Annotated in this window: 13 protein-coding genes; 8 read left to right on the top strand and 5 right to left on the bottom strand. The window is 60.5% G+C overall.

The features are described 5' to 3' along the window. Nucleotides 1-4 precede the first annotated feature (4 nt). The gene (locus tag ACX3VQ_RS11355; protein WP_462581177.1) at nucleotides 5-3,040 is read left to right on the top strand and encodes a TonB-dependent receptor domain-containing protein; all 3,036 of its coding nucleotides are present in this window, start codon (nucleotides 5-7) and stop codon (nucleotides 3,038-3,040) included. Between the two features lie 87 nt (nucleotides 3,041-3,127). Next, complete coding sequence (locus ACX3VQ_RS11350; RefSeq protein WP_462581176.1) at nucleotides 3,128-4,234, top strand: M14 family metallopeptidase; 1,107 nt, start codon at nucleotides 3,128-3,130, stop codon at nucleotides 4,232-4,234. A 200-nt stretch (nucleotides 4,235-4,434) separates the two neighbouring features. Here the strand turns inward: ACX3VQ_RS11350 and ACX3VQ_RS11345 are convergent, their stop codons facing one another. After that, nucleotides 4,435-5,448 carry a GGDEF domain-containing protein gene (locus tag ACX3VQ_RS11345; RefSeq protein WP_462581175.1) on the bottom strand — a complete coding sequence of 338 codons (1,014 nt, stop codon included), beginning with the start codon at nucleotides 5,446-5,448 and terminating at the stop codon, nucleotides 4,435-4,437. A 273-nt stretch (nucleotides 5,449-5,721) separates the two neighbouring features. Between ACX3VQ_RS11345 and ACX3VQ_RS11340 the strand changes: the two genes are divergently transcribed. Continuing rightward, on the top strand, nucleotides 5,722-7,068 hold the full coding sequence (locus ACX3VQ_RS11340; RefSeq protein ID WP_462581174.1) for a sensor domain-containing phosphodiesterase: 1,347 nt from the start codon (nucleotides 5,722-5,724) through the stop codon (nucleotides 7,066-7,068). Nucleotides 7,069-7,278: 210 nt separating this feature from the next. Here the strand turns inward: ACX3VQ_RS11340 and ACX3VQ_RS11335 are convergent, their stop codons facing one another. From ACX3VQ_RS11335 to ACX3VQ_RS11325, 3 genes are all read right to left on the bottom strand, one after another. After that, nucleotides 7,279-7,866: a hypothetical protein gene (locus tag ACX3VQ_RS11335; protein WP_462581173.1), complete on the bottom strand. Its 588-nt coding sequence runs from the start codon at nucleotides 7,864-7,866 to the stop codon at nucleotides 7,279-7,281. Between the two features lie 352 nt (nucleotides 7,867-8,218). After that, nucleotides 8,219-9,058, bottom strand: a complete 840-nt coding sequence (locus ACX3VQ_RS11330; RefSeq protein WP_462572618.1) for a FecR family protein — start codon at nucleotides 9,056-9,058, stop codon at nucleotides 8,219-8,221. Nucleotides 9,059-9,072: 14 nt separating this feature from the next. Further along, on the bottom strand, nucleotides 9,073-10,203 hold the full coding sequence (locus tag ACX3VQ_RS11325; RefSeq protein WP_462581171.1) for a hypothetical protein: 1,131 nt from the start codon (nucleotides 10,201-10,203) through the stop codon (nucleotides 9,073-9,075). Between the two features lie 237 nt (nucleotides 10,204-10,440). On the opposite strand from ACX3VQ_RS11325, the gene ACX3VQ_RS11320 reads away from it, so the two are divergent. From ACX3VQ_RS11320 to ACX3VQ_RS11300, 5 genes are all read left to right on the top strand, one after another. Further along, nucleotides 10,441-12,675 carry a CHASE2 domain-containing protein gene (locus ACX3VQ_RS11320; RefSeq protein WP_462581169.1) on the top strand — a complete coding sequence of 745 codons (2,235 nt, stop codon included), beginning with the start codon at nucleotides 10,441-10,443 and terminating at the stop codon, nucleotides 12,673-12,675. 78 nt (nucleotides 12,676-12,753) lie between these two features. Next, nucleotides 12,754-14,061 carry a multiheme c-type cytochrome gene (locus ACX3VQ_RS11315; protein WP_462581216.1) on the top strand — a complete coding sequence of 436 codons (1,308 nt, stop codon included), beginning with the start codon at nucleotides 12,754-12,756 and terminating at the stop codon, nucleotides 14,059-14,061. Further along, a complete protein-coding gene (locus tag ACX3VQ_RS11310; protein ID WP_462581167.1) occupies nucleotides 14,058-16,004 on the top strand; it encodes a heme-binding protein in 1,947 nt (648 codons plus the stop codon). Before ACX3VQ_RS11315 ends, ACX3VQ_RS11310 begins: the two co-directional genes overlap by 4 nt. A gap of 11 nt (nucleotides 16,005-16,015) precedes the next feature. Continuing rightward, the gene (locus ACX3VQ_RS11305; RefSeq protein ID WP_462581215.1) at nucleotides 16,016-17,839 is read left to right on the top strand and encodes a hypothetical protein; all 1,824 of its coding nucleotides are present in this window, start codon (nucleotides 16,016-16,018) and stop codon (nucleotides 17,837-17,839) included. Next, on the top strand, nucleotides 17,839-21,858 hold the full coding sequence (locus tag ACX3VQ_RS11300; RefSeq protein WP_462581165.1) for an LVIVD repeat-containing protein: 4,020 nt from the start codon (nucleotides 17,839-17,841) through the stop codon (nucleotides 21,856-21,858). Before ACX3VQ_RS11305 ends, ACX3VQ_RS11300 begins: the two co-directional genes overlap by 1 nt. Before the next feature lie 18 nt (nucleotides 21,859-21,876). Here the strand turns inward: ACX3VQ_RS11300 and ACX3VQ_RS11295 are convergent, their stop codons facing one another. After that, nucleotides 21,877-22,743: a phosphodiesterase gene (locus tag ACX3VQ_RS11295; protein WP_462581163.1), complete on the bottom strand. Its 867-nt coding sequence runs from the start codon at nucleotides 22,741-22,743 to the stop codon at nucleotides 21,877-21,879. Nucleotide 22,744: the final 1 nt, after the last annotated feature.

Genomic DNA, 22,744 nt, shown 5'->3' with positions numbered 1-22,744 from the left:
AACAATGAACATAGGAAAAATCAGCAAGCTCATACTGCTGTCGGGCACGAGCCTGGCAGCCACCGCCACTGCAGCCGCCGCGCAGCAGGCTGCGCCTCCACCGCCTGACGAACCGGTGATTATCGTCACCGGCTCCCAGATTCAGGGCGCCAAGATCAATGACGTTCTGCCGGTGACTGTGCTTGACGAAGAGGCAATCGAAAACACCGGTGCTTCATCGGGCGATGAACTGTTCCGCGCAATCCCGCAGGCGGGCACGGTTGCCTTCAACGAGCAGAACGCGACAACCCAGAACAGCGCGCGCGGCGATGTCGGATCGATCAACCTGCGGGATCTTGGTACTGGCAATACCCTGTTGCTGATCAATGGCCGCCGCATGACCTTGCACCCCGGCTTCCAGACTGAATTGCTGGTGCCCGTGGTCAGCTCCGACACCAATGAAATCGCACCGGGCAGTATTCGCCGGATCGAAATCCTGCGCGATGGCGCTTCGGCCATTTACGGCGCGGACGCGGTCGCGGGGGTCATCAACACCGTGCTCAAGGGCAATATGAGGGGAGGATTCCTCGAGGGCGACTGGCGCGCTTCCGATGGTACGAGCCTCTACAGCTATCGCCTTAGCGGGGGGTTGGGATTCGATTTCGGGGGCGGTCGCGGCAATCTCACGGTCTATGGCGGCTATTTCCATGAAAACGGCCTGCCGACATCGGCGCGGCGATATGCTGCTGATGAAAATCGCCTGCCGCTGGTTGAAGGTACGGATTTCGAGGGCGATGCCTCGTTCAACAACCGCAACACATTCGGCCCGTTCGGCCAGTTCGATATCCAGGCATCTCGATCCAGCACGCCGATCGGTGACGACGATTTCTGGCTCCAGCCAAGCACATTCCCGGATTGCCGCCTGGATTTCGGTAACGGTATTTGCGCCTCAGCCCCGTCGAGGCCGACCGGTGCCCCCACGCCGCCCGCCGCGGTACGCTACAACCAGAATTTCGATGGCACTCTCATCAGCGAGAAGAGCCGCTACAACGCGATGGCGCTGCTCAATTATGAGCTGACCGACAATCTCGAAGCCTATTTCGAAGGCAGCTTTTACCGTTCCGAAAGCCGCCGTAACAACGAGGCTTCTGCCATTCTGGGCGCAACGCCAATAGGCATTTCGCGCGATGCCTATTGGAATCCCTTCGGTCCGGTCGGCAGCCCTAACCGGCTGCCTGGAACCACCATTGCGGCCGGCGGCGCAGACGTGATCATGGAACGCTATCGCTTCGTGGATGTCGGCAGCCGCGACGTATCGGTCGACAAGAATACCTACCGCCTCCTCGGGGGGCTGCGCGGTAGCCTTGGCGCTTGGGAATTCGATACCGGCTTCCTCTATTCGCAAGCGAGATTGACCGACCTTGCGCGCAACCGCGTCTCGATGACGCTGGCACAGCAAGCCATCAACCGGACCACGCCGGATGCCTACAACCCCTTCAATGGCGGCTGTCTTGGCGATCCGGGCGAGGGCGACTGCACCCCCAATCCGGAGGAAGTGCTCGATTCCATTCGAATCGATGTTTTCCGCAAGGGTGGCACCACCCTGGCGCTGGCAGATTTCAAGGTCAGCCGGGACGATCTGATATCGCTGCCCGGCGGCAACCTTGGCGTTGCAGCGGGTATCGAATGGCGGCGCGAGAGCTTTTTCGACGATCGCGATCCCCGGCTCGATGGAACGATCACCTTCACCGACAGCATTACTGGCGAATTTGTCGGCAGCGATGTTGTCGGAACCAGCCCAACGCCCGACACAAGCGGCCACCGCAACGTTTACTCGGCCCATGCGGAAGTGTTTGTGCCGGTCGTGAGTTCGGACATGGACATCCCGCTGGTCGAGGAATTCAATGTCCAGTTGGCGGGCCGCTATGAATATTTCGATGACATCAAGGAGAGTGCCTTGGTGCCGCGTGTCGCTGCATCATGGACCACGATTCCCGGCGTGACCTTCCGCGGCGCCTGGTCCGAAGGTTTCCGCGCGCCGAACCTCGTACAGGTAAATGACGCGGGCACGACACGCGTAAACACCCGGGATGATCTTGTCATCTGCCAGGCAAGGGTGGAAAAGGGCACGCTGGCGAACCTGGGAGCCTGTCCTGGTGAGAGCACGGTCAGTTTCCGTTCCGGCAGCGAAAATCTCACGCCCGAGGATAGTGAGAGCATCAATCTGGGTGTCGTGCTGGAGCCGACCTTCATCCCCGGGCTGACGCTGACGGCTGACTATTGGCGCGTCAAGCAGACCGGTCTAGTTGGCACTTTTGGCGATGACAACGCCATCGCGCTTGACCTGCTGCGTCGCCTCAATGGCAGCACCAATCCCAACGTGATCAGGGCCGCGCCGGATGCTGATGCCATCGCGTTGTTTACCGGCACCAGCCTTTCACCTGCGGGCGAGATTATTCGGGTATTTGACCCCTACCTCAACCTCGATAGCCGCGTGTCGAAGGGGTGGGATTTCGGCATGTTCTATCGGGTGCCCGATTTCGGGCTCGGCAAATTCCGGCTTCGCTTCAATGCGGCTCGCCTGAATAGCTTCATCCAGTCGGCCGGACCGGAGAGCCAGGAACTGCTCGAAGGAATTGCCGCAGGCGCCTTGCCACCTGACGTGACGGTCGGTGGCCTTGGCCAGCTGCTGGAAATCGAAGGGCGCCCCAAATGGCGCTTCAGTGGCTCGATCAACTGGGAGAGCGGGCCAGTCGATGTCAGCCTGTTCGGCAATTATGTCGGCAAGGTCTGGGATACCAGTGTAACGCGAGACGACCTGATCGAAACCGACGATCCGAACGGCAATTTCTGGCGTGTGGATGATCAGTTCGTGGTAAACTTCTCGATCGCCTACAAGATCGAAAACGATACCCCACTCGACGGAACCAGGTTGCGCTTTGCGATCAACAATCTGTTCGATAAGGACCCGCCTCTGGCAGACGAGCAGTTTGGCTTCTTCAGCGAGCTGCACAGTGCGCGCGGGCGCGTGTTCCATATCGAACTTCGCAAGGAGTTCTGACGGACGAGGTGATAGCCTATGGAATTCCGGCATCTGCTGTTCGGAATCGCGTTGGCAACGGGGGCATGCACAGCAGGTGCACCCCCGTTGGACAGTTCCGTTCAGGGGCCGGTTGGCAGTGCCTGCACCACAAGTTCAGCGAAGTTGTCCTTCGATTTCGAGGCCGCATCATTTGCGCGCTGCGTGATCGAGGGGGAGCGAGAATTCAGCGTGCTGGTAGCGCCCGAGCACCTGCCGCCGATCAATCCCAGCCCCTGGTATGCCTTTCGCTACGAGGCGCGCGCCGGCGGTGAGCTGACCGTTCACTTGCGCTATCTCGCTAGCCAGCACCGGTACGTGCCGAAATGGACCGACGGAACCGAGAGGCGCCAACTGACTGTCAAGACAAGTGAGGATGGCACCACCGCCACCATGCGACTGCCCCCCGGCCGGGCGACGGTTAGCGCGCAGGAAATCTTCGACAGCGGGGATTACGAGGAGGCACTGGAGCGATGGGCGCAGGGCCCGCTCGCTCGGCGCTTCGTGCTGGGAAGGTCGCACGATCGCAGGCCGATCTGGGCCGTTCGTCTCGGCCTCGCGGATGCCCCCCGGCTAGTGGTGCTGCTTGGTCGCCAGCACCCGCCCGAGGTTACCGGCGCAATAGCGATGGAAAGTTTTGTCGACCGGATAGCCGCGCTGCTCGCAGCCGATCCGCAAATGGGCAAGCGTTACCAGTTTCTCGTAATTCCGTTGCTCAATCCCGACGGGGTGGCCCGCGGCAACTGGCGTGCAAACCTTGGCGGAAAGGATATCAACCGCGACTGGGGAGAATTCAGCCAGCCAGAGACGCAGGCCATCAAAGGCTGGCTTGACGCACTGCCGGCAGGGGTCCGGCCAGTCCTCATGCTCGACTTCCATTCAACCCATCGCAATCTCTTCTATGTCCAGGGCGATGAAGCAAGCGAGCGGAAGGAACAGTTCCTTGGCGCGTGGCTTCAGGGGAAGGAGAACTCGCTCCCGGGCTATATTTTTTCGATCGAGCGGCGCAATGCGAACCCTGGCAGCGGGACAGCCAAGAACTGGTTTCACCAGGCCTACGGCATTCCCGCATACACCTATGAAGTGGCTGACGATGCCGATCGTATGGCGATCCGTCAGGCCGCAGCGGTATTTGCGAGGGGACTTCCAGGATCCCTTGAAGTTCTTGAAAGGTAGTGTTCGAGAACATCGGCGAGGACGCGTCCGATGTAACGGACTGCGTAATCGATCCGCAATAAGTCGACAGAAATCAGATACGACAATCCCGGAACCGGACGGACTGCTGACGGCCCAGATTCATTCAATGGATGGCGACTGGAGTTTGGATGGAACGGGACTATCGTTGTGGGCTGACTCTAAACCTGTGGCAGCCGCTCCTAAGCGGCCGCAGAGCGGTCGGGAGAACTCTGAATGCCTGCATTCTCGGAGTATCTCTCAATCGCTCTGAATGCAGCCGCTTGCCGTCTGACAGATTCGACCTCAGGCGCAATGGGCATAAGCTGCTGCATCTCCCCATCGATTGAGGTTGCCATCATAACTCCGATCCGTTCTCTCTTCGCAAAATACATCAGCCTATCGGCCTGTTGGAGCTCAGCGTCGATGTTCTTTGAACCTGCCAGTAAGATCAAGACGCCCAAGCTGCATGTCAGATGAGTCCCGTCTCGCTTTACGCCACGATTAAGTTCGGTATCCAGTCGGCTAGCCACAACATGTGCCGCCGATCGATCTTGAACTTTGAAGAAGATCACAAATTCGTCACCGCCTATTCGGGCGAAGAGATCTTCCTTGCGGATTACCTTCTTGACGCGAGCTGCAAAGTCCTGGAGCGCCTCATCACCTGCTTCGTGCCCCAGTCGATCGTTGACACGTTTCAGCCCATTGACATCTGCAAACATCAAAACCGCTATACCGTTTGTATCGGCATCAGATGCCACGGCCTCAAAGAACGCCTTCCTGTTTTGCGCTCCAGTCAAGGGGTCAACCCGCGCAAAGCGCCACTCAATTTCAAGAGCTTCCCTGGCGACACCGAGCATGAGAACCACAGCTAATGCGCAGCTTGCCCGTATGGCCAGGTCCATACCTGTGACAATTGGTCTATCATGAAGGAAAACAGCATGGCCGTTCAGGAGCTCGATAGCCGCGATGAACATTAGTAGCACGACAGCATAGCGACTGCCCACGAACCACGCTCCGAAAGCGCAAATCAACAGGAACACCGGGCCAAATGCAATCGCTGGAAAAGTCAGATTGCTGGCGGCCAAGGCCAGTAGCGTGCAACCAGCCAGTACCGACGCCGCGATTGTTCTGGGAACCTGAATGAACAGCGGCTGCCCAAGCCTGAAGGCCTGGGTTTTTGCTTTTCGCCGTTCGGTTATTCCTTCGGGTCGCATAAACGGTCGATAGCTCAAGTATCGCTAACATTCTGCTAACAAGAACCCAGGCTATGCCCTTAAGTCCATTGCTCGCCGCCTGGACTTTGGCCAAAAGGGGCCCAGCAAATACCTATCACCAGATAGCGGGTGCAAAGCGGCTTTAAGAAAAGCGGCTTTAAGAGGAGATCTGCTTTCTTAATACGGTGAAAACTCTAGTCAGCGCCCCTGATTCTGTTTCATTTTATGGTAAAGGTTCCCCGCTAGGAGATTGTTCTCAAAGGAAAGGAATAAGTGGCGCATCGAAGAAACCATGTCGCTTTAGCAGAGTTGCTGCGCATCAAGGAGGCGGATAGCAACGAGTCCACTAGCAGCATCATACAAGGGGTGCTTGACGGGCTGCGCGAGCATCTCTCCATGGACGTGGCGTTCATTTCCGAGTTCCTCGACGGGAAAAGGGTCTTTCGTTACGTAAGCTGCGCTACCAAACAAGCTCCGATCGAAGTTGGTGGTTCTGATCCGCTAGTCGATAGCTATTGCCACCATATTGTGGAGGGGCGCCTTCCTGAACTTATCCAGAATGCGGCAGCCATTCCCTTCGCGGCCGCCATGCCAGTTACGAAGGAACTCCCAGTTGGAGCACATCTGAGCGTTCCGCTCAAGCTTCGTGACGGTACGACCTACGGCACCATGTGCTGCTTTGCCTTTGAGGCAGACTTCAATTTGAATCGGCGCAATCTCGATGTTTTAAAGATGGCGGCGAAGCTGACTGGGGACTTGATTGATCGACGGGCGATGCAAGAATCGCGTCAGAAAGAACTGTCTGCAAAGATCACGAAGGCTATTGAAGTGGGTCACTATACGACCGTTTATCAACCGATTTACAGTATCGCAGATCTCAAACCAGTTGGTGTCGAAGCCCTTGTCCGATTTCCTGATGCGGAAGAGCGCTCACCGAGCGATTGGTTCGATGAGGCCGACGAGGTTGGGCTTACCGTCGAACTTGAAATTGCGACCATTCAGCGGGCGCTGAAGGGGCTGACTCATCTGCCCCAGAATGTTTATCTGTCGGTCAACGTCTCGCTTGAAACGCTCTTGTCCGGCGAACTTAAATCGGTATTCGAAGGCCTGTCCTCCAATCGTGTTGTCATCGAGCTAACCGAGCACGAAGCAGTCGAGGACTACAAAGAATTAAACCAGCGCATTGAAGAGCTTCATGGTTGCGCGCAACTCGCAATAGACGATGTGGGTGCAGGCTATTCCAGCATGCGGCACATCCTTGACCTTGGCCCCGATATTATCAAGCTTGACGTCTCAATGGTGCGGGACATTCATAACCGGCCTGCGAGATCCGCTTTTGTCAAGGCCATGGTCCAATTCGCCAGGACTTTGGGCTCGTCGATTGTGGCAGAGGGCGTAGAGCTCAAAGAGGAATTGGACGAACTGGCCAGGCTTGGTGTCGCCAAGGCCCAAGGCTACCTCCTTTGCCGCCCCATGCCGCTACTGAACGTTGTTGAGCATTTGTCTTGCGATGTGGCCAGTTCCCGTGAGGAATTGTCGCACTCGAACCAGAATAATGCTGCCGGCCTTGCAACTGGTGAAAGAGGCTGGCCCAGAAGCAAGGCACGACGAAATTTCTGACCGGGGCATTGGCCAGAAATTACAGTGCCCACAATTGGATCGCTGCCAGCGATTGCTTCCAATCGCGATAATAGTCCGCTTTCCTTGGAGCGATCGCCAGGATCGGACATACTGCAACCGGCCCAATTGCGGGCGTCCTCAAGGGGGTGATTGGTTGCCGCCAAAGCAAGTGGGACGATATGGCGTCCATGGGCAACAAACAGCCTCGCCTTACTTGCTCTCGGCATCTCCCAGCCGGACCATCAGATGGGCAAATGGCGTGTCTTTCCACATCACGTAGACCGGATCGTCCACATTGTTGGACATATCAGAATAAAGCGCGGGGTCTGGCAGGATGATCATCATATGCGGCCCATCCTTGATCCACATGTTGTCGGCTGTGGGCTTGGTAGCAGCCGGGTCCAGATTGCTTACACCGGGCGCATTTCCCTCGCCTGCAAGCATATAGGACACACCGAACTTACCGGTTGGAAACGCCTCGCCTGCTTGCATCGCGGCGAGAGCTGCCATCCAGGTCTGATCATTGCACATTGGCCCCATGCCCGGGGTCTCGGGGATGCAGGTCCAACCATTGCTCCCCTCGCGCAGGACATTCCCCTCACCATCGATGACTGCCGCTTCCTTTGTTACGTCATTCGGGCCGGCAGAAAGTGCGTTTGCGATGAGTGCTGCATGTCCATCAAGTGCATCGTCTTCGGTTTGAGTGGCACTCTCGCCGCCGACATTGTCGCCAGTATTGTTGCAGGCAGCTGCAGCGCTCAGGATTGAAATGGCCATGCAGGCCGGTAACATCTTCATGTTCTGTCCTCCTCCTTGCCGACCCTCAATGGAGCAAGGTTAGGACGATTGCCGGAGCTTGACAAATTTGATGCGGCGCAGGCAGTCGGCGACGCACTGCGACCATTGGCCCAAAATTCGCTCATCCTTACCTGAAACCACTAACCAGCAAGCGGTCCAGAAGCTGAAGCTGGGCTGGATGAGTAGCCGCACGGCGGGAATTGTCAGCCCTGCGTCCTGAGCGCGCATAAAGGCACGCAGCTGAAATTCTCCATTTGCAGCGAATACACATTGCCACTCGGCGAATGCGCGATCTCTGCATGCGCGGAAGCGAGTTGGCGCTTGCCTGACGGCATCGCCGCCAAAAACGCGATCATTGCAGCGAGGAGAAACACCCTCCGGGCGAACCCTGGCGACCACCTTCGCACTCGAAAATCTGATCGGTGGTCGGATCTCTTTCAAAATTGCGGTCAGGCCCCGGAATGGGTCTTGGTGCGAGTAGATCGCGCAATGACGCGGTGCCCCGCTGCGAAAGCATGAAAGGCCCGATGGGCTCCTGGCCCGGCGCCGGAATAAACAGTGCCAATCCCGCATCCTCCATCGGGATCACGATTTCGCCCACGCTCACATCTATCGCACCCGGCTGCACGCCCTGCGCGTTTCGGCCGGGTCCGCGAAGCACGATCAGGGTGGCCGTTTCCGGATCGGCTACGAAATCCCGGTCAATTCCCGGTTCACGCCTGGCTATATCAATCGCCTCTTCACCAACCACCCCTTCGATGATCGTGCCTCGAATGCCAATCGAGGCAACCGGAGTCTCGATCGAAGAGCGGGTGCTGCCATTGCGCAGCGAGCGACCGGACATGAAGCGAAAGGCACCCTTTGCCACCGAGGCCCCGACCGAGCTGGCATTTGTATTTGGGTTATAGACGAAGCGGTCGATCTTCACCCTTGCATTGGCGCCGACGGTGAAACTTGTCTGGTCCAGCAGCAGCAATTGAGTCATGCTGTTCTTGCCGGTGACGATGTCATTCCCAAGCGCGATGCGTTCACGAACCTTCGCCGGATGAAGCACCGGATTGACGGGCGTCGTTACCCGGACATCGTTTCGCACGGCTGCGGTAATCCCCACATCCTGGCCAAACGAAACACCCGGCAAAGCTAACGCCGAAAGCGCGCTCAACACTATGATTTTCTGGGTCAAGGTCTTCATCGCGGGCATCCCTCTCAAAACCTCCATACCAGCATCAGGTCTGCGCCCAGGCTGCTGTAATCATCAACGAACTGCTGGCTGTTTTCGCGAGACCGGTATCTTGCGGCTCCTTCCAGATAGAGACTCCTGCCCACCAAAGGCACGCCAACCGCGCCGCGCAGGTAGAGCCGCCATTCACGCCGATCCTCGAAGAATTCCTCATTTTGAAAATTCACCCGCCGGAGGGTGGAGGAAAGCTTGGCGTAGGTGCCCCCCTCGCTCAATGGAAATTCGACCGCACCGGCAATGCCGAAGGCATCGTAACCCAGGAACTTGAACTCCGCACTCTTGGTTTCCGCAGTGGCTGCGACGAATATCGAGCTGCGAAGGGTGGGGTGCACTTCGTAGGCGATCTGCCCGGTATAGTGCCAGCCATCCAGCAAGCCGGTCACGAAATCCTCATCCACGGCTTCGGCGCGCAATGTAAGGCGGCTTTTTGTCCCGACCCGGAAGCTGGCCCGTGCCTCGCCGCCCACTGCGGTCAGATATTTGTCGCCCGAGATTCGGCCATGCCGGACCAGGCCGCCAACACTAAACTCGCTCGCACCATTCTCGATACCAAATCCGATCGCTGCATCGCCGAACTGGTAATCGGAGTCCGGACCGGAGATATCGTTGTGAGTTTGGGCAAAGAGATCGCCATAAAAGAACGCGTCGCCCGCCGGAATGCGAGCGTTGATCTGGCTGGTTGTGACGATGGCAAGGCCATCGGTCGATTCCGGCGGCAGGAATGTGAATGTGCTCAGTTCGCCGAATGCATCTTCATCATAAGCGATGCCAACCCTGATCTGGCCATTGATGCGACCGGTACGGGGGGTGAACTGCCCGAAATCTTCACCGCATGTTTCCAACATCCGGTTCCATCCAGCACTGGAGGTCGGGCGTGACCGCAGCATACCCAACTCGACTTGCGCCGATTGTCGGTTGTCCAGACGGCAGAGCAGTGTGGCGTAGGCGATCCTGACGTCATCTGCTTCAGGATGCTTGAGCAAGGCCCGCTCCAAAGTGGCTGCGGCTCCCAGCAGGTTTCCCGCGTTTTCCTGCGCTGTCGCGGTTTCCAGCGCCATGTCGGCCTTCTCCGCCGCTTCGCTCAATTCGTCGAGCAAGTTCGCCTGAGCGCCGCTTTGCGCAAGCGCAGCCGGCGCATGCGCGGTTAGTGCAAGTACGGAAACTCCCAAGGCTAAGCGCCTGCTTGGCAACTGCATCACCATCCCCCAAAAATCCCGCCCCGTATCTAGCACAGATGGATTCCATCAGCTAGCCTTCAGCAGTTGGGCCGGATTTGCAGAGGGCTGCGGCTTTGCGAAGGTGCAGGGAGGCGAAGAGGAGGGGCGCTGTCTCGCGTGGGCAAGCTTAGGGCCTTTATCAAAAGCACCGGCCTTGCCGGACTGCTGACCTTGCTGGTCATATTCCTGCTGCAACTGACCCAGTCACAATCGCTTTCGGTGCTTGGTAATCTGGTTTTCGATTCCTTTGCCCGTGCCCAACCGCGCGAATATGTTTCCACGCCTGTGGTCGTCGTCGACATCGACGAGGAATCGCTGAGGCGCGAAGGTCAATGGCCCTGGCCGCGGCAAAACGTCGCGCGGCTGCTTCAGCGCCTGAACGAAGCGGGGGCCGCCGCAATCGGGCTTGATATTGTCTTTTCCGAGGCCGATCGCACCTCGCCGCGATTGATCGCCTCCACATTGGCCAGCCAGGGGGTTGCCGGATCGACAGTGGATGCACTTCGGGCGCTGCCCGACAATGACGATGAGTTTGCCGCAGCCCTGGTGCAGATGCCCGTCGTCAACGGCTTTTTCCTGACACATGATCCGAAGCGCAGCGAGGCCGTTCCCAAGGCCGGCATCGCGATTTCAGGTTCGGTCCATGTCGAATCGATTCCGGAATATTCGAATGCGATTCTGCCGCTGCCGCAACTTGACGAAGCGGCACTGGGAAGGGGATTCCTGACTCTGACCGGCGATTCCGACGGGATCGTGCGTCGTGCGCCATTGCTGGCGCGGCAGGGGGATCAGATTCTCCCGGCCTTGTCGGTTGAGACCTTGCGAGTGGCCCAGGGGGCGGGCTCCATCCTCGTCAAGATGAGCGATGGCAGCGGCAATATAGCGGCAGGCGCCGAGCCAGGAGTTGTTTCGCTCAAGGTCGGCGATTTCGAGATACCGACGACCCGCGCCGGCGAATTGTGGATGCATTACACCGAGCCCGTCGCCAGCAGAACCGTGCCAGCGTGGCAGGTTCTCGATCCGGCGACTGCAGACCAGGAGCTGGCCGAAAGGTTCGAGGGACGGATTGTGCTGGTAGGGGCCGGTGCGATCGGCCTACGCGATCTCGTTTCGACCCCAATTCGCGAGCGTGAACTTGGCGTGATGGTCCATGCGCAAGCGATCGAGCAGATGATCCTGGGCGATTTCCTCACCCGGCCCGACTGGGCTGTGGGGCTCGAGCGCGCGCTGGTGCTGCTGGCTGGAGCGTTGCTGTTGCTCCTCTTGCCCCGACTTGGCGCGAGCGGGGGGGCGATCCTGGGTTTTGCCATGATCGCAGCAGTATCTGCGGGAAGCTGGTGGGCCTTCAGCGAGCAGCAATTCCTGCTTGATCCGACTTTTCCGATCCTGGCGGTATTGGGCGTTTATGGAACTGTCACGGTGCTTGATTACTACCGCGAGGAGAAGGCCCGCGCCTATATCCACCAGGCCTTCGACCGATATCTGTCACCAGAGTTGGTGAAACGGATCGCTGCGGACCCCCATCAGCTCGACCTCGGCGGGGAGGAGCGCGAAATGACCGTGCTTTTCTGCGATATTCGCAGCTTCTCGCGAATCTCTGAAAAGCTTGAACCCCGATCCCTGATTTCGTTCCTCATCAGCTTCCTGACGCCGATGTGCGACATCCTGCTCGAACGCAAGGCAACCATCGACAAGTTTATCGGTGATGCCATCCTTGCGTTCTGGAACGCTCCGCTCGACGATCCTGACCAGTATGCCAATGCGGCCCGTGCAGCATTGGCAATGCGGGAACGGCTGAAGGCGCTCAATCGGGAGATGCCAAACCAGCCTGGCCAGGTATGGCCCGGCGAAGTCGCTATCGGAATCGGGCTCAATTCCGGGTCATGTTGCGTGGGGAACATGGGCTCTGCGCAGCGGCTATCCTATTCGCTGCTGGGCGATACCGTAAACCTGGCTTCGCGGATCGAGGGGCTAACCAAACTCTACAAGGTCGATATCGCAGTGGGCAGCGCATTGCAGAAGGAGCTTCCCGACTTCGCGACCGTGGAGCTGGATCTCGTCCGTGTGGTCGGGCGTGAAACCCCCGAAGCGATCTTTGCCCTGATCGGTGATGAAGAGCTGGGCTCGTCCGAAGATTTCCGCGCATTCGCCCTTGGGCACTCGGCGATGCTTGCGGCTTATCGTGCAATGGATTGGGATACTGCCCAGCGCCTGCTTGACGAATGGGGCGCGCAAGCTGACAATTTTGGCCTCGATGGCTTGTATGCAATCTATCGTGCGCGCGCATCGCAATTGCGCCGATCACCGCCGCCGGGCGATTGGGATGGGGTATACAACGCCAGCGAGAAGTGACTATCGCGGGAGAGGGAGGCGAGGGACTTGACCAACGTGCCTGCAATCAGGCGAACCAGGCTGGGCCTGCTTCTCGGCATGCTGCTGGTGACCGGCCTGATTCCGTCCTCGCAGGCGAACAGCAATGCCCGCTATGAAGGCGTAGCGACCTGCGCCGGTTCGACCTGCCATGGCCGCGCCGAAGGCAATGGAGCGGTTGTCCGCCAGGATGAGATAGCGACTTGGCAGGAGCCATCTTCTGCTACGGGAGCGCATAGCCGCGCCTATGCCGCGCTTACCGGCGAGCGCGGAAGGCAGATCGCAGCAAGCCTGGGTCTGGGGGCGGCCACTTCCGCGCCAGCCTGCCTTGGATGCCATACGACCTTTGCTCCAGTGGATCAGCGTGGTGATCGTTTCCTGCTGGCTGACGGGGTCGGGTGCGAAAGCTGCCACGGGGCATCGGGCGATTGGCTGCCGCTGCACTATGCGCGCCCTGCAACCCACGCATCTAATGTGGCCGCAGGGCTGGTGCCGCTGGAAGATCCGCAAACGCGCGCCAGGGTTTGTCTTGACTGTCATTTCGGCTCCGCTCGGACTGGCCAGTTCGTGACCCATTCGATGATGGCAGCGGGGCACCCGCGTATCTCGTTCGAGCTCGACCTGTTCAGCGCGCTGCAGCAGCATCACGACGTCGACGCCGACTATATCGACCGCAAGGGCCGGCCCGACAGCGTCAAGCTGTGGGCGATCGGCCAGGCAGAGGCCGTCCGGCGCTCCACCGGGCTGTTCGCCCAGCCCGCATTCGGCATGCGCGGGATGTTCCCGGAATTCTATTTTTACGACTGCCACAGTTGCCATCGCAGCATTGCCGATGGGCCGCGCCGCAAACTCACCTTCGAGAGCAATCCTGGCCGCCCCATCCCTTTCGGAAATCCGCCGTTCAACGATGAAAACATCATCATGCTTTCAGCCGCGGCCCGCGCGCTCGCGCCCGGGCAGGCCGAGGATTTCCTTGCCGCCAGCCGCGCATTCCACCGGGCGATGGGCCAAGATGCGGCCAGCGCCCGTGAAGCTGCGGTTGCGCTTGGCAGGCAGGCGGGCGTGCTGTCAGATGGCCTGGCTGCGCGCGGCGGCGGCGATGCGTTCATGGTGATCGCGACCATTGCCGGGAAAGCAACTTCGGCCCGGTTCACCGATTATGCTGGCTCGGTCCAGGCGGTAATGGCGATCGACACCTTGCTCAATGCGCTGGTTCGCGATGGACGGATAACCGTTGGCGCGGCAGCAGGAATCAGGGCCGATATCGCAGTCGCCTATGCCGCAGTTGACGATCCCAACAGCTACCGGCCTGGCCAGTTCCGCAGCGCGCTGGGTGCGGCAGCCCGGTCGATCGGGATGCTGCAATGATGCGGCTGGGCCGGTGCAAGGCATGGGTTTCGGCCACTGCGCTGGTGCTGGCTTCATGCGGCGGAGGAGGCTCGTCCGGCGGCGGATCGGGCGGTTCGCCAACTCCTACACCCACCCCGCCGCCCGGCGGGGCGCTGTATTCCGTGCCCGCTCAGGAATCGCTCAGCGCAGCAGAAGTCGGCACAGTGGTTGCGCGCGCCGCGGCGCAGGCAAATGCGCAGGGCCATGCCGCGACCATTGCGGTGGTTGACCGGGTTGGCAATGTCCTGGCGGTGTTCGCCATGCCGGGTGCATTGCCGACCGTTGCCATTTCCGCAGCTCCAAACGGCAACAATATCGATGCGCAGGGGCTGGCCGTGCCTGCAGCTGCGGCCGCGATCGCCAAGGCGATCACCGGGGCCTATCTTTCGAGCGGGGGCAATGCCTTTTCCACGCGCACCGCCAGCATGATCGTGCAGCAACATTTCCCTCCTGCGCCAAGCACTGCCGGACTGGAAAGCGGCCCATTGTTCGGCGTGCAATTCAGCCAGCTTCCATGCTCGGACCTTTCCGCCCGCGCCAGCGACGGATTGATCGGGCCCAAACGTTCGCCGCTGGGCCTTGCCGCCGATCCGGGGGGATTCCCGCTCTACAAGAACGGTGTGGTGGTGGGCGGCATCGGCGTGGCGGCCGACGGGGCATACGGCTTTGATCCGAATGTGCTCGATACCGACGCTGATAGCGACGAGTCGATTGCGCTTGCCGGAACGCTGGGCTTCGAGGCGCCCGATAGCGTGCGCGCCAATCGTATCTTCGTTGACGGCACCTCGCTGCGGTATTCGGATGTAAGCTACAATTCGCTGGCCGACGTGATGGGGGCCAGTTTTGCAGGAACTTCCGGCGCGCTTGTTGCGGTCAAGGGCTATTACGATGGTGCCGCATTGCGCAGCGGCACGGCATACGGCAGCGAAGCGTCGGGTATCCGCCCCGCCAGCGCAGCCGAATTCTCCAACCTGGATGCCTTTATCCTGACCAACGGCGCAGGTACCAACCGCTACCCGGTTCGTGCAGGCACCGATGGAGCCGACGTGGCCGGGCCGATCAGCTTGGGCGAGGCGCGCGCCATCCTGGAAGAGGCGTTCGCGATAATGAGCCGGGCCCGTGCGCAGATCCGCCAGCCGCTCGACAGCCGCGCACAAGTGACGATATCGCTGGTTGATACCCGCGGCGAAGTGCTGGGGATCGTCCGGTCGCCCGACGCCCCGATATTCGGGATCGATGTAAGCTTGCAGAAGGCGCGGACCGCGAATTTCATCTCTGGCGCCTTTGCTGCGGGGCAACTCCAGTCGGCCGCTGGCGAAGTGCCGCAATTCGTCGATCGGCTGCGGACCTTCCTGAATGACCCCAACGCCCTGACCGGCCAATTCGCTTTTGCTGACCGGTCAGGCGGCAATCTGTCGCGGCCCTATTTCCCGGATGGCGAGGTGGGCCAGCCCCATGGCCCGTTGTCGCGGCCGATCGCGCAGTTCAATCCGTTCTCGACCGGCCTTCAATCGGCCCTGGTGATCGGCAATCTGGCGCAGCACCTGGGCTTCGTTACCGGTGCGGCCCCTTCCGACACGCCGCGCTTTTGCACCTCGCTGCCGCAGGTCACGCCCGATCACACGCGGATCGCCAATGGCATCCAGATTTTCCCGGGATCGGTGCCGGTCTATCGCGGCGGCACATTGGTTGGCGGCATTGGCGTTTCAGGCGACGGCATCGACCAGGATGACATGATCAGCTTCCTGGGGCTGCACAATGGGGGCCAGAGAGTGGGGGGGATCGGCAATGCCCCGCAAGCGATCAGGGCTGACCAGATCGTGGTCAATGTCGGCGGGCGGCAAGTGCGCCTGCGCTATGTCAATTGCCCCTTCGCTCCGTTTCTCGGCAGCGATCAGAACAATGTCTGCGAGGGGCTGTGAGCGGGGCTGCGATGCTCCTGCCGCTGGTATTGCAGGCGCAGGCTGCTCCGCCGCCTGAGCCGCAGGAGCCTGTTCCCGATCCGCCATGGGAATTTGATCCGCCGCCGGTCGATCCCCAAGTCATCGAAGGCCGCCGCAGGCCAGACTACAGCGATCCCTTGCCCGATCCGGTGGAGCAAGACAATCCGGGCGCAGTGCGCGCGCCGCCGCCTTCAGCCTTTCCTGTCGACGAAATCCCTATCCCCGATCGCTGGCGGCTGATCGAAAGCCTGGGGCTGGTCAAGGAGCGCTGGTGGGACCCGTATAACCAGAACACCTACAAGGGCGATCGGCCAATCAATCCCGAAAAGGTTCCGTGGTTGCCGATCAAGGGCCATGACTGGTTCTTCGTGGCCAATGCCGTCAGCGACACTGTGCTGGAACCGCGCAGCTTTCCGATCCCCGTTGGCGTGCAGACGACCGAGGATCCCGGCAGGACCGACGTGTTCGGCAATGACTTCTCGACCGTCTTCTCGCAGACGTTCATTGTCGGCGCGGCGCTGATCAAGGGCAGCACGGCGTTCAAGCCGCCAGACGTCGAATATCGCGTCATCCTGGCGTTCAACATGAACTATGTGGACGTGCCGGAACGGCGAGTGCTGTTCGTCGAGCCATCGCGCCCCAGCCACCGATTCGACCATTTTTTGGGCGTGCAGGAAGCCTTTTTCGATTATCACTTCCGCAATGTGTCGACCCGCTATGACTTTGACTCGGTGCGGATCGGTATCCAGCCGTTCCAGTCCGATTTCCGCGGCTTCCTGTTCAATGATCAGCAGCTGGGCCTGCGCTTCTTCGGCACGCGCGACAACAACCGCTTCCAATACAATCTGGCGGCGTTCTGGCGGCTGGAGAAGGATACCAACAGCGGGCTGAACTCGGTCCTCCAGCGCCCGCGCGACGATTGGCTTCTGGTCGCCAATCTGTATCGCCAGGATTTCCTGATCCCGGCGCTGACCAGCCAGATAACGCTTGCATACAATCGCAATCGCGAAGGGGACCAGATCGAGATCGACGATAATGGATTCCCGGTGCGGCCCGCGCTGCTGGGTGACCTGCGCGGGCGCGACTATGACGTGTTCTACCTGGGTTACAATGCCGATGGGCGGATCGGACGGATCAATCTGACGGCCAGTGCCTATGCCGCGTTGGGAGAAGACCGGAACAGCTTCTTCACCGGCGAACCCTCCGATATACGGGCCTATTTTGGCGCTGCCGAACTGAGTTATGACAAGGACTGGATGCGGTTCCGCCTGTCGGGTGCCTATGCCAGCGGTGACGGCGATCCGTTCGACAACACAGAGGGCGGGTTCGACGCAATTTTCGAAAACCCGATTTTCGCGGGGGCGGACACGAGCTACTGGATCAGGCAAACCATCCCCTTTGCAGGAGGCGGCCGGGCGGTTTCGGTCAATGGCCGCAATGGCATCCTCAATTCGCTGCGCTCGTCGAAGGAGCAGGGGCAGTCCAATTTCAACAACCCCGGCCTGATCCTGGCAGGGGCGGGTGCCGATTTCGATCTGACGCCGGAGCTGCGCGTTTCGGCGAACGCCAATCACCTGTGGTTCGAAAACACAGCCACGATCGAAACCTTGCGCAACGAGGGTTCGGTGCCGCGCGATATCGGTTGGGATCTCTCGACTGCGGCGATCTGGCGACCCAAGGCTACGCAGAACATCGTCGTCCGCCTGTCCGCCGCCGCACTCGTTTCGGGTGACGGATTCCGCGACCTGTTTGACAGTTTGGGCGGGGGCAGCACCTATTATTCCGTCCTCGCAAATGCGATACTGACCTACTGATGCTGCAGCTGCGCCATATCCTGTTCCTGCTCGCGGGGGTGCTTCTTACGGGAACCTTGTCGTTCGGCTCGATCCGTGCGGCAGAAGGCGAGAAACCTGTTGCGCGCGATTACACTCGCGTAACTGCGCCGCCGGCACCTGCGCGCCAGACTTACGCCGATATGCTGGCCAAGTCCGCTGGCTGCATCTCATGCCATGTGCGTACCGATGCGCCCACCATGCATGTCACACCTGCGGTGCAACTGGGCTGCACGGATTGCCACGGCGGTGATGCCCGCGTGGTGGGGAACCCCGAACTGGAGCACGACCACCCGAGTTATGTTGCGGCGCGCGATCTGGCGCATGTCCTGCCCAGATATCCGGAAAGCTGGCATTGGCCCTCGTCGGCCAATCCGAAGCGCAGCTATGCCTTGCTCAACCGCGAGGCACCCGAATTCGTGCGCTTCATCAACCCCAGCGATTACCGTGTGGCGCGTGAAGCCTGCGGTTCCTGCCACATGCAGACGATCGAAGCGGGCGAGCGATCGATCATGGCGACGGGTGCCATGCTGTGGGGCGGTGCCGCCTACAACAACGGGATTTTGCCCTTCAAGAACTACGTTCTGGGCGAGGCCTATACCCGTGATGGCGAACCCGCCAAGATCGTGACGCCGGGCGATCCGCCGGGTGAACTCTCGGAACAGCAAAAGGCGCGCGGGGCGCTGGCCGAACTATACCCCTTGCCGACCTGGCAGGTTATCCCGCCGGGAGACATCTTCCGCGTGTTCGAGCGCGGCGGGCGGACCATCAACTCGCAATTCCCCGAGATCGGCCTGCCCAATCCCACCGGGCAAATCCAGCGGCTGGAAGAGCCGGGGCGTCCCGATCTCAAGCAGTCGAACCGCGGCCCGGCAACGGGGCTCAGGGTCGCGATTCCCGCGCTCAACATCCACAAGACGAGGCTCAACGATCCCTATACCTGGTTCATGGGCACCAACGACCAGCCCGGCGACTATCGCCATTCAGGGTGTGCCAGTTGCCATGTGATCTATGCCAATGACCGCGAGCCGCGCCATTCGCTGGTCTATGCGCAATACGGGCGCGACGGGCAAACCGTTACCGCCGATCCCACCATCGCCAGCAAGCTTGAAACTGGCCACGGTGCATTGAAGCAGCCGGGCGGTCATTCGGACGAAGCGCCTGTGAAGGAGAAGGGGCATCCGCTGCAGCATGTCTTCACCCGTGCGATCCCCACCGCACAATGCATGAATTGCCACATGCACCAGCCCAATATCTTCCTCAATTCCTACCTTGGCTACACCATGTGGGATTACGAGAGCGACGCGCCATTGATGTGGCCGCAGCAGCAGAAGTACCCGACGGCAGAAGAGGTGCGCGCCGTGCTTGACCGCAATCCGGAGGGTGCGGCGCCGCGTGGCAAGTGGGCCGATCTCGATTTCCTGCGCAACGTCTATGATCTGAACCCGCTGCTCAAGGACACGCAATTTGCCGATTATCACGGCCATGGCTGGAATTTCCGCGCCATTTTCAAGCGTGATCGCGACGGCAATCTGCTCGATGCTGGCGGGAACATTGTCGACCCTGACGATCCTGAAAAGTGGCGCAGAAAGGGCGAGGGCAAGTTTGTCGAACCCGGCACCAATCCCGGCAAGGCGGTGCATTTGATGAGCATCCATGCCGAGAAGGGAATGCAATGTGCCGATTGCCACTATGCGCAGGATAGCCACGGCAATGGCCTGATCTATGGCGAAGTTGCCAATGCGATCGAGATCGGCTGCAAGGACTGCCACGGCACCGCCGATGCCTATCCCACGCTGCTTACCAGCGGCCCGGCAGCACCGCCCAAGGGCAATGACCTCAGCCTGCTGCGCAATCCCGACGGGCGCCGCAGGTTCGAATGGATCGACCAGGATGATGGAACGCGCCAGCTGATCCAGCGATCGATCGTCGATCCCAAGCTTGAATGGGTGGTCAGCCTGGTCAGGGACACCGTTGACCCTGCTAGCGCGGGTTTCAACGCCAAGGCAGCGCGCGCAAAGCTGATGAGCCGTATGGGTGCGGAAACCGGCAAGTTCGAATTCGGCCTGGGTATTCCCGAGCAGGACCGGGCGCACCGCGATCCGGAGATGGCATGCTTCACCTGCCATCTTTCCTGGACCACCTCCTGCGGCGGCTGCCACCTTCCGATCGAAGCCAACTGGAAAAGCGAAGTGCATCGCTATGAAGGCGAGACGACGCGCAATTTCGCCACTTACAACCCGCAGGTCGCGCGTGACGAGATGTTCCAGCTGGGCAAGCACCAGACGACCAAAGGCAACCAGACTGCGCCGGTGCGGTCTTCAAGTGCGCTGGTGCTGTCCTCCACCAACATCAACCGCGAACGGATTTATGTGCAGCAGCCGCCGATTTCCGCGATCGGCTTTTCGAGCCAGGCCTTTGCCCCGCATTTCCCGCACACTGTGCGCAAAACCGAGACCAAGACCTGTTCGGATTGCCACCTTTCCGCCAAGGATGACAACAACGCGATCATGGCGCAGCTGCTCTTGCTTGGCACGAATTATGTCAACTTTGTGGGGCTCAACGCCTGGACCGGGCTGGAAGGCGGCTTCTCCGCCATTCGCGTGACTGAATGGGAAGAGCCGCAGGCCGTGCTCGGTTCCTATCTCCACCGCTATGCCTATCCCGATTATTGGCGGATGCATGTCGAAGGCAATGGGCGCGAACTCAAGAACTGGGTGCGGGGCAAAACCTTTGACGATAAGCTGAGCGGCGAGACCAGGAGTTTCGAGCAGTTCGTCAACACACATGAAGGTACGGGCGACCGGGTGGGGTGCCTGCAACTGCGCGGCGAATATATGTTCGTTGCCGAAGGGAAGGGCGGCTTCCGCGCCTATGACGTGGCATCCATCGCCAACAAGGGCTTCTCTGAACGGATCGTCACCGCGCCTTTCTCCCCGCTTGGCCACAACACTCGCGTCAATACGAAGAACGCCACCTGCATGGCGCTGGCCACGAACCAGCCGGTCAACCCGCTGCGCAATACGCCCGAGATGCGCGCGATGAACCAGGAGCAAGCGTTCCTGCCAATCTACAATTACGCGGTGGTTACGGACGCGCAGGAAGGCCTGGTGCTGGTCGATGTGAACACGCTGGCCGATGGGGAATTCCGCAACAACAAGCTTCGCCGCGCCAAATTTGCCGATGGCAGCAAGGCATGGAACCCTGAGGGCGTATTGGACGGCGCGCGCCATATCCACCTGGCTGGAGAGATTGCTTACATCACTGCCCGGCGCGGCCTGGTGGTGGTTGACCTGGCCGATCCGCTTGATCCGCAAGTGGCCGCCGTGCGCGATCTGCGCGACGCGCGGGCGAGCGCGGTCCAGTTCCGCTATCTGTGGGTGACGGATGCAGAGGGCGTGAAACTGTTTGATGTCACGCAGCTGCGCAATCCGGTTCCCATGCCGCAGGCGACCGTGCCGTTGGCGGATGCGCGGCGGCTTTATGTCGCGCGCACCTATGCCTATGTGGCGGCCAAGGCTGACGGGCTGGTGATCCTCGATGTCAAGAACCCGCTCAAGCCCAAGGTCTATTCAAAGGAAACACTGGGCGGCAGGCTGAACGATGCCGAGGACGTGATCGTGGCTTCGACCAACGCCTCGCTGTTCGCCTATGTCGCGGATGGCCGCAATGGGCTCAAGGTGCTCCAGCTGACCAGCCCCGACAGCCAGCGCAATTTCTATGGCTTCAGCCCGGCTCCGGTGCCCGAACTGATCGCCTGGGCGAAAACGCCCTCACCAGCGATTGCGCTCAGCAAGGGGCTCGACCGTGACCGCGCGGTGGACGAGACAGGCGGGCAGATGGCGGTGTTCGGGCGGCTCGGCTCGCGCCCCTTCACCCGGCCCGAGATGGAGCGGCTGTTCCTGCGCCGCGATGGCGTGCCGTGGAAGGTGCGCGATGAGGCCGACATGAGCGTCTGGATGCCTGGGCGCGGACCGATCAAGCGCCAACCAGCCAATTAACCTTTGATCTCGCTCGCTTCACTCCCGTTCGGCGAGGGATTGACGCATCATCGGTTGCAGTTCCGGGCCGTATCTGGCCAGCGTCTGCCTGTCGCCCACGCTCTCATAATGCGTTACCAGCGATCCGCCGTGCCAGCGGTGCAGCGCATAGCCGGGCGGCTCGGTGGTGATGAGCGCGCGGCCATCGGGCACGGCGGCGTCAACCGGGCGCAGATCGAGCGATACAGCGGGCGCGACCGACGGCGTAACGCCCATCGGGATGCCGCGAAAGCTCGCTTGCAGCGGGCGATGCAGATGCCCGCAATGAATGGCCCTGATCTGGGCGTGCCCTGCAATTGCTTCCCCGAAATTGACGATCCAGTCCTCGTCAGGGCGGGGATCCATCCAGTCTATCCCGGTCACGACCGGCGGATGATGCATGAGAATCAGCGTGGGCGTGTGCTTATGCGCGTTCAGCTGATCGGCAAGCCACGCCGCGCGCCGATCACAGAACGCCCCGCCGTGCCGCCCCGGCTCGAAGGTGTCGAGGCAGAGCACGCGCAGGCCCTTCTGCTGTACCGCATAGTGGATGAAACCCTCATCGCTCGGGCAGTCAGGGAAGGCGCGCAGCAACTCTTCGCGCGTATCGTGATTGCCAACCAGCGGATAGACCGGGAAGGGCAGCGGCGCGACCATATCGGCCAGCCGAGCAAAGCTTTCGGCATCGCCGCGTTCGGTCAGGTCCCCGCTGAGCACAAGCATGTCGGGCGTGTTCGGCTGCGCGAGTAGCCGCGCCAGCGCGGTGCGGCAGCGGACCTGGTTGAGCTCGCCAGTTCCGGCTTCCCGATCGAAACCGATATGGATGTCGGTCAGCTGCGCAATCAGAAGCTGCTCATCGCCCGCCATG

It is taken from the genome of Altererythrobacter chaiwopuensis (assembly GCF_054957735.1).
Note: the sequence above shows the minus strand (reverse complement) of the source record. Positions and strands in the feature narration are given on the sequence as shown.

Excerpts from the sequence above, each read along its gene's own strand:
- ACX3VQ_RS11355 (WP_462581177.1), top strand. The coding sequence starts at position 5 with ATGAACATAGGAAAAATCAGCAAGCTCATACTGCTGTCGGGCACGAGC.
- ACX3VQ_RS11345 (WP_462581175.1), bottom strand. The coding sequence starts at position 5,448 with ATGCGACCCGAAGGAATAACCGAACGGCGAAAAGCAAAAACCCAGGCC.
- ACX3VQ_RS11335 (WP_462581173.1), bottom strand. The coding sequence starts at position 7,866 with ATGAAGATGTTACCGGCCTGCATGGCCATTTCAATCCTGAGCGCTGCA.
- ACX3VQ_RS11330 (WP_462572618.1), bottom strand. The coding sequence starts at position 9,058 with ATGAAGACCTTGACCCAGAAAATCATAGTGTTGAGCGCGCTTTCGGCG.
- ACX3VQ_RS11315 (WP_462581216.1), top strand. The coding sequence starts at position 12,754 with ATGCTGCTGGTGACCGGCCTGATTCCGTCCTCGCAGGCGAACAGCAAT.
- ACX3VQ_RS11310 (WP_462581167.1), top strand. The coding sequence starts at position 14,058 with ATGATGCGGCTGGGCCGGTGCAAGGCATGGGTTTCGGCCACTGCGCTG.
- ACX3VQ_RS11305 (WP_462581215.1), top strand. The coding sequence starts at position 16,016 with ATGCTCCTGCCGCTGGTATTGCAGGCGCAGGCTGCTCCGCCGCCTGAG.
- ACX3VQ_RS11300 (WP_462581165.1), top strand. The coding sequence starts at position 17,839 with ATGCTGCAGCTGCGCCATATCCTGTTCCTGCTCGCGGGGGTGCTTCTT.
- ACX3VQ_RS11295 (WP_462581163.1), bottom strand. The coding sequence starts at position 22,743 with ATGGCGGGCGATGAGCAGCTTCTGATTGCGCAGCTGACCGACATCCAT.